At 72.1% G+C, this 12,122-nt stretch carries 7 protein-coding genes; 6 read left to right on the forward strand and 1 reads right to left on the reverse strand.

All coding sequences use genetic code 11. The features are described 5' to 3' along the window. Nucleotides 1-79: 79 nt before the first annotated feature. Nucleotides 80-1,105 carry an alcohol dehydrogenase gene (locus tag IE286_RS00525; protein WP_189794524.1) on the forward strand — a complete coding sequence of 342 codons (1,026 nt, stop codon included), beginning with the start codon at nucleotides 80-82 and terminating at the stop codon, nucleotides 1,103-1,105. Between the two features lie 123 nt (nucleotides 1,106-1,228). Here the strand turns inward: IE286_RS00525 and IE286_RS00530 are convergent, their stop codons facing one another. Next, nucleotides 1,229-2,176 carry an MIP/aquaporin family protein gene (locus tag IE286_RS00530; RefSeq protein WP_189794525.1) on the reverse strand — a complete coding sequence of 316 codons (948 nt, stop codon included), beginning with the start codon at nucleotides 2,174-2,176 and terminating at the stop codon, nucleotides 1,229-1,231. Nucleotides 2,177-2,707: 531 nt separating this feature from the next. On the opposite strand from IE286_RS00530, the gene IE286_RS00535 reads away from it, so the two are divergent. Genes IE286_RS00535 through sbnA form a run of 5 tightly spaced genes read left to right on the forward strand, consistent with a single transcriptional unit; the run spans nucleotide 2,708 to nucleotide 11,811 of the window. Next, on the forward strand, nucleotides 2,708-5,260 hold the full coding sequence (locus IE286_RS00535; RefSeq protein WP_189794526.1) for a Pls/PosA family non-ribosomal peptide synthetase: 2,553 nt from the start codon (nucleotides 2,708-2,710) through the stop codon (nucleotides 5,258-5,260). Between the two features lie 13 nt (nucleotides 5,261-5,273). Continuing rightward, entirely contained in the window at nucleotides 5,274-8,543 is a 3,270-nt protein-coding gene (locus IE286_RS00540) for a non-ribosomal peptide synthetase (protein WP_189794527.1), read from the forward strand. 34 nt (nucleotides 8,544-8,577) lie between these two features. Continuing rightward, a complete protein-coding gene (locus IE286_RS00545) occupies nucleotides 8,578-9,579 on the forward strand; it encodes a TauD/TfdA family dioxygenase (protein WP_189794528.1) in 1,002 nt (333 codons plus the stop codon). Then, entirely contained in the window at nucleotides 9,576-10,649 is a 1,074-nt protein-coding gene (gene sbnB / locus IE286_RS00550) for a 2,3-diaminopropionate biosynthesis protein SbnB (RefSeq protein WP_189794529.1), read from the forward strand. Before IE286_RS00545 ends, sbnB begins: the two co-directional genes overlap by 4 nt. A 55-nt stretch (nucleotides 10,650-10,704) precedes the next feature. Continuing rightward, nucleotides 10,705-11,811, forward strand: a complete 1,107-nt coding sequence (gene sbnA, locus IE286_RS00555) for a 2,3-diaminopropionate biosynthesis protein SbnA (RefSeq protein ID WP_229861891.1) — start codon at nucleotides 10,705-10,707, stop codon at nucleotides 11,809-11,811. Nucleotides 11,812-12,122: the final 311 nt, after the last annotated feature.

Here is a 12,122-nt window from a genome sequence, read left to right on the forward strand (position 1 = left end):
GTGGCCCGGCGCGCGCGATGAGCCGTGACCTGGTGTGCTGGAGAAGAAGGCCGCGACACATGTTCGGGAGGAGGCCGGGATGAGCACCTATACAGTCGCACAGGTCATGTCCGCCGGCGGGCCCCTGGAGATCGCCGAGCGGGAAGTGCCGGAGCCCGGACCCGGCCACGTCCGGATCGCCGTGGAGGCCTGCGGCATCTGCCACAGCGACTCGCTGTTCGTCGACGGCGCGGTGCCGGGCATCCGCTTCCCGGTGGTCGCCGGACACGAGATCGCCGGACGGATCGAGCAGCTGGGCACTCGGGCCGAGGAGTACGGCTGGCAGGTGGGCGACCGGGTGACCGTCGGCTGGTTCGGCGGCAGCTGCCTGCACTGCACGCCGTGCCGGCAGGGGGACTTCATCGTGTGCGTGAATCTCAAGGTGCCCGGCTGGACCTACGACGGCGGCTTCGCCCAGCAGGTGATCGCCCCGGTCGACGCCCTGGCCCGGATCCCGGACGCGCTGGCCGCGAGCGACGCGGGACCGCTGGCCTGCGCGGGCGTGACCGTGTTCAACGGGCTGCGGCGCAGCTCCGCCCGTCCGGGCGACCGGGTCGCGGTGCTCGGCATCGGCGGTCTGGGCCACCTGGGGGTGCAGTTCGCGGCGGCCATGGGGATGGAGACCGTCGCGATCGCCCGGGGCCCCGGCAAGGCCGACCTCGCCAAGCAGCTGGGCGCCCACCACTACGTCGACAGCACCGCGGCCACAGATGTCGCCGAGGCGCTGCGTGCGCTCGGCGGGGTCAAGGTGCTGGTGGCCACCGCCGGCAGCTCCGAGGCCGTCTCGGCGACCGTCGACGGGCTGACGCACCGGGGCGAGCTGGTGGTCATCGGTGTGGCCCCCGAACCGCTGGACATCTCCCCGGCACAGCTGATCACGGGCGGCCGGGTCGTGCGCGGGCACCCGTCCGGCACCGCGCAGGACGTGCAGGAGACCATGGAGTTCAGCGCCCTCAACGGGGTACGGCCGATGACCGAGATCGTGCCGCTGGAGCAGGCCGACGAGGCCTACCGCAAGATGCTCTCGGGTGCCGCCCGCTTCCGCATGGTGCTCAGCACGGGCTGACGGGAGCTCACCGACGGTTCTCGGACGGGGCGTGCCGGGAACGTCGCCCGCCGGTGCCGATGCCGGGCCGCCGGGTGCCCGTGTGGGCGCCCGGCGGCTTCGGGCGCACGGCGACGGGCTCGGTCACTCCTCCTCGGGCGCCGGTGTGCCCCGGGTGCGGCCGGGGGGAGGTGCGGCAGCCTGATGGGCGCGCAGATGCAGCACGTCGCCGACGAACAGGTCGTAGACGAGCGCGCCGACCACACCGCCGACGAGCGGTCCGACGATGGGAATCCACCAGTAGTGGCTGAACGAACCCGCCAGGGAACCCGGCAGCGCGAGATCGCCCCACCCGGCGGCATACGCGAACAGGCGCGGCCCGAAGTCGCGGGCGGGGTTGATGGCATACCCGGCGTTGGCGCCGTAGGAGATGCCGATGGCGCCGACGGCGAGGCCGATGAGCAGCGGCCCGAGATTGCCCTTCGGGGCCATGTTGCGCATGTCGACGATCGCCAGGATCAGCAGCAGCAGGAATGCGGTGCCGACGATCTGGTCCACGAGCGGTCCCCAGACGCCGCCGTGGAAGTAGGGTGCCGGGAAGGTGGCGAAGATGGAGAACGAGGCCAGGGTGTGCCCGTTGGTCTTCGGGCCCTGCGACGCCTGGTCGAAGGTGTTGATGGCGTCGTGGTAGACGGCGTACACCAGGGCGGCACCGGCGAAGGCGCCGACCAGCTGTGACAGCCAGTACGGTGCGACCTTCGCCCAGGGGAACCTGCGCCGGAGGGCGAATGCCAGTGTCACGGCCGGGTTGAGATGGGCGCCGCTGACACCACCGGCCACATACACGGCGAAGGCCACGGCGAACGCCCAGCCCCAGCCGATCAGCAACCAGTCGCCGGCCCCCAGGAAGAAGGTCGTGGGGCCCTCCGTCCGGCCGGAACCGGGCAGGGCCGCGACCGCCATGGCGACCACGCCGTCACCGAAGGCGACGATCACCAGCGTCCCCAGGAATTCCGCCAGGCACTCTCCCCACAACCCTCCGCGTCGCCGGAGGTGCGAGGGTTTGATCAGGGGCGGGATGTCTACGGCCATGTCGGCCCTCTCGACGAACGGTCCGGCGGATGAGCAGGCATGCCCGGCGTCGGGCGGCTCCGCATCACTCCAGGCGCCGACGGGCGGCCCGGGCGGCGGACGACGACGCCGTGCGTCACTGCTCAGTGTGCGCGCACCCGTCGGCGGGAGCCACTCGGCCGCGGCCGGTCACCGGACGCCACCCCACACCCCGTCAACTTCCTACACCACGCACACTCACCAGAGTGAAGGCCATTCGGGTGACACGTGTCGCGACCGGCACCCACGATGACCGGCCAATGTGCCGAAACCGGCCGGTGGCGGCGGCAGGGTGCACCGCCGATTTGGTGGCAACTCCGCGATGTGCGGACAAGACTGGTCCATGGCTTTTGTCGTCGAACACCGCACGATCCCGGACACCCGCCGTCCTGGACGACGGACGGCGCCGAACACCGCACACCTCGAGCCTCGAACACCGCACGATTCGAACAACGCTCGGTCCCGGGGACCGGCCGCATCGGCCGGCCGTTCTCGACCTTTCAGGGAGTTCGCATGGTGGAGAAGTCTGCCGACATCCTAATGCCCGGACCGGACGGATCCGCGATCACCCCGCGTGCGCAGCCCGCCCCGGCGGCGGCCGACATCGAACGGGAACTCACCGCCGTGCTGGCGGACCTCGTGCACGCCGACCAGGTCGGGCCCGACGACCACTTCTTCACCGATCTCGGCGCCAACTCCATGGTGATGGCGCAGTTCTGTGCCCGGGTCCGCAAACGGGAGGGCCTGCCGTCGGTGTCCATCAAGGACATCTACCGGCATCCCACGATCCGCGACCTGGCGGCCGCGCTCGCCGTTCCCGCCGACGCGCAGGCCCAGGCACCCGCCGACGCGCAGGCGCCGGCCGCCGAGGACGGCCGGCCGGAGCAGCCGGAGCATGCGGAGTCGGCCGCACCACCGCGCCGGGGGCAGCACCTGGTCTGCGGTGCCGCGCAGTCGCTGCTGTTCCTGGGGTACACGGGTGTCATCGGTCTGGTCACCGCCGAGGCCTACGAATGGGTGGCCGCGGCCGACGGCCTGTGGCACATCTATCTGCGCTCCCTGCTGTGCGGTGCCGCCGGATTCCTCGCCCTGTGCGCCGTCCCGGTCGCGGCGAAGTGGATTCTGGTGGGGCGCTGGACCCCTCGCGAGTTCCCCGTGTGGAGCTGGGCCTACCTGCGGTTCTGGATCGTCAAGTCGCTGCTGCACGCCAACCCGATGGTGCTGTTCGCCGGCAATCCGCTGTATGTGATGTATCTGCGGGCGCTGGGCGCGCGGATCGGCCGGGACGTGACGATCCTCTCCCGCTCCGTCCCCGTCTGCACCGACCTGCTCACCATCGGCTCCGGCACGGTGATCCGCAAGGACTCGCTCTTCCTCTGCTACCGGGCCCATGCGGGGCGGATCCAGACCGGCCGCGTCACACTCGGCCGGGACGTGTTCGTCGGCGAGCGGACCGTGCTCGACATCGACACCGCCCTCGGCGACGGAGCACAGCTCGGCCACTCCTCCGCCCTGTACCGGGGGCAGGAGATCCCGGCCGGGGAGCGCCGGCACGGGTCACCCGCCCAGCCCACCGAGGTGGACCACGTACGGGTCCCGCCGGCCCGCTGCGGCAGGCCGCGCCGCCTCGGCTTCGCCCTGACCACCCTGGCGCAGCTGATCCTGCTGTATCTGCCGCTGACCGTCGGCGGGGTGTACATGGTGTGCGCGGAGGTCCCCTCCCTGCGCGAGCAGCTGGACCCCGCGGCCCAGGGCGCCTCGGCCGCCGCACTCGTCGCGGACGCGCTGCTGGTGGCCACCGTGGTGTACTTCGGCGGCGTCCTGCTCGGCCTGTTCACGCTGTTCGGCGCCTCACGGCTGCTGCGTCTGGCCGTCCGCCCCGACCGGGTGTACCCGCTCTACGGCTTCCACTACGCGCTGCACCGCGCGGTGTCCACCCTGACGAACATCCGCTTCTTCACCTGGCTTCTCGGTGACAGCTCCTACATCGTCCCCTACCTGCGCGGCCTGGGCTACGACCTGTCCACGGTCGAGCAGACCGGCTCCAACTTCGGCACCGAGGTGCAGCACGAGACGCCGTTCCTGGTGAAGGTCGGCAGCGGCACCATGATCGCCGACGGGCTGTCCGTGCTGAACGCGGAGTACTCAAGCACCTCCTTCCGGGTGTCGCAGGCGACGATCGGGGCCCGCAACTTCCTCGGCAACAACATCGCCTTCCCCGCCGGTGCGCGCACCGGCGACAACTGCCTGCTGGCGACGAAGGTGATGGTCCCCCTCGACGGCGAGATCCGGCAGAACGTGGGGCTGCTCGGGTCGCCCTGCTTCGAGATCCCCCGGTCGGTGGAGCGCGACGCGCGCTTCGACCATCTGCGCACCGGTGCGGCACTGCGCCGCAGTCTCGCCGCGAAGAACCGTTACAACCTGCGGTCCATGGCACTGCACCTGACGGTGCGCTGGCTGCACACCGTGCTGCTGGCCCTGCTCGGCCTGCTGACCGCCGGCCTGTACGGCACGCTTGGGCACGTGGTGGTCGGCAGCTGGCTGGCGGTCAGTCTGGTCGTCAGCGCCGGCTACTACGTCCTGCTGGAACGGTGCATCACCTCCTTCCGGCCGCTGCAGCCGAAGCTGTGCTCCATCTACGACCCGTACTTCTGGTGGCACGAGCGGCTGTGGAAGGTGCCCGATCACTATCTGAACCTGTTCAACGGGACGCCGTTCAAGGCACTGGTGTGGCGGCTGATGGGTGTGCGCATCGGCCGCCGGGTGTTCGACGACGGCTGCTACATCACGGAGCGCACGCTCACCGCCATCGGGGACGACTGCACGCTGAACGCCGGCAGCAAGATCCAGTGCCATTCGCAGGAGGACGGCACCTTCAAGTCCGACCACACCAGGCTCGGCGCCCGCGTCACCCTCGGTGTGGCGGCACATGTGCACTACGGCGTGACGGTGGGCGACGGTGCGGTCCTGGCACCCGACTCCTTCCTGATGAAGGGCGAGGAAGTGGCCCCGGACGCGTACTGGGCGGGCAACCCGGCCGCCCCGGCCACGGCGACGGCGAAGTGAGAGAGGGTCATCGATGGGAACGCTCACGGCAGCGGACAGAGACTTCTGGGCCGAGGTGCTGACCGCCGGCGGTGCCACCGCCGTCCCGCGGTGGGCACGCGATCCGGTGCCGGGTGTGGCCGAACACGAGGAGCCGGTGCCCGAGGAGGTCGCCGGGGCGGTGCGTGCCCTGGCGGCCCGGACCGGGGTGCCGGCCCGCACGGTGCTGCTGGCCGCGCACGCCAAGGTGCTGGCGGTGCTCAGCGCGGACGAGGACGTGGTGACCGGCCTGGTCACCGGCACCGCACTCGCCCCGCTCCCCTGCCGTCTCCCGCTCGCCCCACGCACCTGGCGCGAGCTGCTCCTCGCCGTCCGGCGCGCCGAGACGGACCTGCTGACGCACCGGGACTTCCCCGTGGCCGCCCTGCGCCGGGAGCTGGGCCTGACCGGACCCGCCTACGAGGCGGTGTTCGACCCGGAGGACAGCGCACCCACCCTGCCCGAGGATGCCGTGCTGGCGGTGGGGCACCGCGAGCACAGCGGCCGCTGCGTGCTGCGGGTGCGGTACCGCACCGAGGTGCTGGACGCCCCTGCGGCGGCCCGGATCGCCGGGTATCACGTGGCCGCGCTCGGCCGGATGACCGCCGACGTGGACGCCGAGCACGCCGGGCAGAGCCTGCTGTCGGCGGCGGAGGTGCGTGCGCAGCTGGAGGACCTGGCCGGACCGCACCGCGAACTGCCTGACGCCCGCGCCCACGAGCTGTTCGAGCAGCGGGTGCGGGAGCATCCCGGCACGGTGGCCGCGGTGTTCGGTGAGCGTTCCTGGACGTACGGGGAGCTGAACGCCCGCGCGAACCGGCTGGCACGGGCGCTGCGGGCGCGCGGGCTGGGCCGCGAGGACGTGGTGGCCGTCGTCACCGAGCGGAACCTGGACTGGCTGGCGGCGGTGCTGGCGGTGTTCAAGGCCGGCGGTGTCTATCTGCCCGTCGAACCGCACTTCCCGGCGGGCCGCATCGCGGCGACGCTGTCGCGGGCCGGCTGCCGGCTGGTGCTGACCGAGCCCGGCAGCACCGCCTGCCTGGACGAGGCCCTGGCCACCCTGCCGGAGGACGTCGAGAAGCTGCTGATCGAGACCGCGTACGCGGAGGGGCACGCCGAGGACGACCTCGGGGTGGAGGTGGCCCCCGGGCAGCTGGCGTACATCTACTTCACCTCCGGCTCCACCGGGGAGCCGAAGGGTGCGATGTGCGAGCACGCGGGCATGCTCAACCACCTGTTCGCCAAGATCGACGACCTGGGGATCGGGCCCGGGACGGTGGTGGCGCAGACCGCCCCGCAGTGCTTCGACATCTCGCTGTGGCAGCTGCTGGCGGCTCTGCTGGTCGGCGGGCGCACCCTGCTGGTGGAGCAGGACGCGGTCACGGACATGGAGCGCTTCGTGGACACCCTGGCCCGCGGTCGGGTCACGGTGGCCCAGGTGGTGCCCTCCTACCTGGAGGTGCTGGTGTCGTATCTGGAGCGGCACCCGCGCGACCTGCCGGACCTGGCCTGTGTGTCGGTGACCGGCGAGGCGTTGAAACGGGAGCTGATCCAGCGGTGGTTCGCGCTGCGGCCGGGGATCCGGCTGGTCAACGCCTACGGTCTGACCGAGACGTCCGACGACACCAATCACGAGGTCATGGAGGCGGTGCCTCAGCGGGTGCTGCTCGGCCGTCCCGTGAACAACGTGCGGGTCTATGTCGTCGACACCCGCCTGAATCTGGTGCCGCTGGGCGCCCCCGGGCTGATCGCGTTCTCCGGGGTGTGCGTGGGACGCGGCTACGTCAACGACCCCGAACGCACCCGGGAGGCCTACCGCGAGGATCCCTACCGGCCCGGCGAGCGGCTGTACCTGGGCGGTGACTGGGGGCGCTGGCACCCGGACGGAAAGCTGGAGTTCCTCGGCCGCCGGGACAGCCAGGTCAAGATCCGCGGTTTCCGCATCGAGATCGGCGAGATCGAGAACACGCTGCTGCGGGTGCCGGGTGTACGGGACGGCGCGGTGGTCGTCACCGGACAGGCGGGCGGCAGTGCGCGTCTGGTCGCCTTCTACACGGGCCGGCGGCTCCAGCCCGAGGAGTTGCAGCAGGTGCTGGGGGCGGCGCTGCCCTCGTACATGGTGCCGGCGGCGTTCCACTGGCAGGAGGCGCTGCCGCTGACCGCCAATGGCAAGATCGACCGCAAGGCGCTGACCGCGCTGGCCGCACACGTGTCCGGCCCGGACACCGCCTCGCCGCCGGACGGCGAGGAGCAGGACCGGGCGCCGCGCACCCCGGCCGAGCGGAGGCTGGCAGCCGTCTGGGCGGACGTGCTCGGCGTGCCCCGGCACCGCATCGGCCGCCACGACCACTTCTTCGACTCCGGCGGCACGTCCTTGTCGGCGGTGAAACTCACCATCGCCCTGAACCGCGCGGTGTCCCTGCGGGACATCACCCGCCATCCGCGGCTCGCCGACCTGGCCGCGCTGCTGGACGGTCCGGCGGAGCGGCGCACCGGACTGCTGCAGCCGCTCGCCCGGCCGCGCGGCACGGCGCAGGGCACCCTGGTGTGCTTCCCGCACGCGGGCGGCAACGCGGTGAACTTCCAGCCGATGGCGGGCGCTCTCGCCGGCCGCGGCCTGGCGGTGTACGCCGTGGATCTGCCCGGCCACGACCCGGCCGCGCCCGACGAGCGGTTCGCGCCGCTGCAGCAGGTGGCCGAGCAGGTCGTCGACGAGATCGCCGGGCACGGGCTGCGGCGGGTGCTGCTGTGGGGCCACTCCGCGGGGACCGCCCTCGCGGTGGCGGCGGCACGGCTGCTGCACGCACGCGGGGTGGAGGTGCCGCGGCTGTTCCTCGGCGCGCAGCTGCTCGGCACGACCGCCGAACGGCGCGCCCACGCCGTGGAGTTGAAGCAGCGGAGCAACGCCGAGATCGCCGCCCGGCTGGCCGCGGACGGCGGGCACCGCGAGCTGGGCGAGCTGACCGCGGCGCAGGCCGAGCGGGTCGCGGCCGCCTACCGCCACGACTGCGTGGTGGCGGACCACTACTTCGCCGCCCTCCTGGACGATCCGCCCGCGGACAAGCCGGTCGCGGCGGTCACGGTGGTCGTCGCCGCCGACGACCCGCACACCGCCGGCTTCCGCGACCGCCATCAGGACTGGCGGCTGCTCGCCGACCACGTGGACCTGCACGAACTGCCCGCCGGCGGCCACTACTTCGTCCGTACCCGGCCGGCCGAGGCGGCCCGGGCCGTGCTGGGCGCCGCCGAACCGGCGGCCCTGTGACGACAACCACCGCAGCAACGGAAGGAAAACCGTGATGTCGTTCTCGTCCCCGGCCTCCCTGCTGGAGGTGGACCTGCGACCGGACAGGCCACCCGTCCTGCGGGTGGCCCCCCCGGCCGATCCGGCCGGCTGGGCGGCCGGACACCGCCAGGCGCTGCGCGCGCAGGTCACCGAGCACGGCGCGCTGCTGGTGCGCGGCCTGGGGCTGCGCGACAAGGAGCAGGTCAGGGCCGTGTTCGCCGCGCTGGCCGGTGACCTCATGGCCGAACGGGAGGCGTTCGCGCCCCGGACGCCGTACGGCGACGGGCTGTACTCCTCCACCGCGTGGCCGGACAACCAGCCGATGTGCATGCATCACGAGCTGAGCTACGCGCAGCGCGTGCCAGGTCTGCTGCTGTTCGCGTGCCTGACCGCGCCCGCCGAGGGCGGCGCCACGGGGGTGGCCGACGCCGAGGAGGTGCTGCGGGCGCTGCCGGCCGAGGTGCGTGAGCGGTTCGAGCGGGAGGGCTGGCTGCTCACCCGCAGCTACAACGACGAGATCGGCGCGTCCCTGGCCGAGTCGTTCGGCAGCGACGACCGGGAGACGGTCGAGAACTACTGCCGTGCCCACGGCATCGACTTCTCCTGGCGGCCCGACGGCACGCTGCGCACCCGGCAGCGCCGCCCCGCGGTGGTCCGGCATCCGGTCACCGGCCGCACCTGCTGGTTCAACCAGATCGCCTTCCTCAACCAGTGGACGCTGGCGCCGGAGGTGCGCGAGTACCTGGTCGACGAGTACGGCGAGGACGGGCTGCCGTTCAACACACGCTACGGCGACGGCGGCGAGATCGGCGAGGACGTCGTGGAGCTGCTCAACACCGTCTACGAACGTCACACCCGGCGCGAGCCGTGGCAGGCCGGCGATCTGATGCTGGTCGACAACATCCGCACCGCGCACAGCCGGGAGCCCTTCACCGGGGCGCGGGAGGTGCTGGTGGCCCTGGCCGAACCGCGTGTCCTGGCCGAGAGCCGCGCGCAGGAAGGAGAGCGGCGATGACCTCTGTGACCTCCCCCGCCACCGGGCCCGCCGCCGCGGGACCGGACCGCACCGTCCCGGCGTTCGCGGTGATCACCGGCGCGCAGGTGCAGCGGGCGCTGCACGGCCGGGAGAAACAGATCACGGAGCTGGTCGAGGCGGCCTACCGGCTGCACGGCGAGGGCCGGACGGTGAACCCGCCGTCGTACTTCCTCCGCTTCCCGGACCGGCCCGCGTCGCGGATCATCGCGCTGCCCGCCTCCGTGGGCGGCCAGGTGGCTGTGGACGGCATCAAGTGGATCTCCAGTTTCCCGGACAACGTGTCCTCCGGGCTGCCCCGGGCGTCGGCGGTGCTGATCCTCAACGACCCCGTCACCGGCTACCCGTTCGCCTGCCTGGAGAGTTCCATCATCAGCGCCACCCGGACCGCGGCCTCCGCCGCGCTGGCCGCGGACCGCCTCACCCGCACCCGGCAACGGCCCCGGCGCGTGGGGTTCTTCGGCACGGGCCTGATCGCCCGCTACATCCACACGTATCTCACCGGAACCGGCTGGAGCTTCGACACCGTCGGCGTGTACGACGTGTCCGCCGACAGCGCCGCCGGGTTCTGCGGGTATCTGCGGCAGGCCGGCACACCCGGCGAGGTCACCGTGCACGACGGCCCGGAGGCGCTGATCCGCTCCAGCGACCTGATCGTGTTCGCCACGGTCGCGGGCACCCCGCACGTCACCGAGACGTCCTGGTTCGCCCACCGCCCGGTGGTGCTGCACGTGTCGCTGCGCGATCTGGACCCGCGGATCCTGCTGGAGTCGGCGAACTTCGTCGACGACGTCGAGCACTGCCTGAAGGCGGAGACCTCCCCGCACCTGGCCGAACAGCTCACCGGCGGGCGGGACTTCCTCGACGGCACCCTCGACGACGTCCTGACCGGACGTGTCCGGCCGCCCGCCGACCGGACCATCGTCTTCTCCCCGTTCGGTCTCGGGGTCCTCGACCTCGCCGTCGGCAAGTACGTGCACGACGAGGTCGCCCGGACCGGCGAACTCCATGTCATCGACGACTTCTTCCACGAGCTGCGCCGGTACGGCTGATCGCCGCCTCGCCGGCTGATCGCCCCGTGTCCGGCCCACGCATCAGGAGGCCCTCGTGCCCGTCATCTCCGCACCCCACCACTTCAACGAAGGCCAGCTGTACGTCGATCTGAAGCCGATCATCGGGCGCTCGCTCTACCTGAAGTGCGAGGGTTTCAACTTCGCCGGCTCGATCAAGCTGAAGGCCGCGGTCGAGATGGTGGAGGCCGCGGAGCGGGACGGCCTGCTGACCAAGGACTCGATCCTGATCGAGTCCTCGTCCGGCAACCTCGGGGTGGCTCTCAGTGTGATCGCGGCCAGCAAGGGCTACCGGTTCCTGTGCGTCACGGACTCCCGCTGCAACCTGTCGACCAGGCTGCTGATGGAGGCGCTGGGCAGCGAGGTGCATGTCATCGCCGACCTGGACGCCAACGGCGGGTTCCTCGGCGCGCGGATCGACTATGTGCGGGCGCTGTGCGCCTCCGACGAGCGGTACGTGTGGCTGAGCCAGTACACCAACCCGGGCAACTGGCAGGCGCACTACCGCACGACGGCGCCGGAGATCGCCGCCCAGTTCCCGCAGCTGGACGTGCTGTTCGTGGGGGCGGGCACCACGGGCACCCTCATGGGGTGTGCGCGGTACTTCCGCGAGTGGCACCGGCCGGTGCGGATCGTCGCCGTGGACACCGTCGGCTCGGTGGCCTTCGGCGGCCCTCCGGGCCGGCGGATGATCCCCGGCCTGGGCATGAGCATGCGCCCGCCGCTGCTGGACGAGTCCTTCGTCGACGAGGTGATCCGGGTGGAGGAGGCGGACACCATCCGCGCCTGCCACCGGCTGGCCCGGCGGGGTTTCCTGTTCGGCGGCTCCACCGGGACGGTGGTCAGCGGCGCCAGCGGCTGGCTGGACCGTCACGGCTCCCCCGGCCTGACCGCGGTGGCCATCGCCCCCGACCTCGGCGAACGCTATCTCGACACCATCTACCAGCAGACCTGGCTGGAGGATCTCTACGGCGACCAGGTGCTCAGCGACGACGGCGACGGCAAGGCCGCCGGCGAGGACCGCGACGAGAGCGGGCGCGCGCAGGAAGGAAACAGCACCCTCGGCTCCCGGGAGGTCACGGCCGGCTCCGGGCGCGCGGAGTGTCCGTCCCGCCGGAGCGACGGACAGCGCCGCAAGGCCTGAATCGTGTCCGCGAAGTCGCGTCGTCCGCCCGCAGGGCGGACCGAGCGGCGTCCGCTGCGTCCTGGGGGCCCCGCTCGAAGAGTTCGAGGGAGCATGCCGGGCGTCGGACGGCAGACGGGACTTCACGGACACACTCTCGGGCCGGGGGCGCCGGCTGCTTCTCCAGCCGGCTTCCGGACGTTCCGCGGCCGGGCTCAGGAAGAGGTCCGGCCGGTCTCTTGCAGCCGGTTGCTTGCAACCGGAAGGTGAACCTGAGGGCGGACCGACAGGTGTGACCTGATCCGCCGGTTGCGTTCCGATCCAGCTTTTCG

It is taken from the genome of Streptomyces thermodiastaticus (assembly GCF_014656135.1).
Taxonomy (GTDB): Bacteria; Actinomycetota; Actinomycetes; order Streptomycetales; family Streptomycetaceae; genus Streptomyces; species Streptomyces thermodiastaticus.

Excerpts from the sequence above, each read along its gene's own strand:
- IE286_RS00525 (WP_189794524.1), top strand. The coding sequence starts at position 80 with ATGAGCACCTATACAGTCGCACAGGTCATGTCCGCCGGCGGGCCCCTG.
- IE286_RS00530 (WP_189794525.1), bottom strand. The coding sequence starts at position 2,176 with ATGGCCGTAGACATCCCGCCCCTGATCAAACCCTCGCACCTCCGGCGA.
- IE286_RS00535 (WP_189794526.1), top strand. The coding sequence starts at position 2,708 with ATGGTGGAGAAGTCTGCCGACATCCTAATGCCCGGACCGGACGGATCC.
- IE286_RS00540 (WP_189794527.1), top strand. The coding sequence starts at position 5,274 with ATGGGAACGCTCACGGCAGCGGACAGAGACTTCTGGGCCGAGGTGCTG.
- IE286_RS00545 (WP_189794528.1), top strand. The coding sequence starts at position 8,578 with ATGTCGTTCTCGTCCCCGGCCTCCCTGCTGGAGGTGGACCTGCGACCG.
- sbnB (WP_189794529.1), top strand. The coding sequence starts at position 9,576 with ATGACCTCTGTGACCTCCCCCGCCACCGGGCCCGCCGCCGCGGGACCG.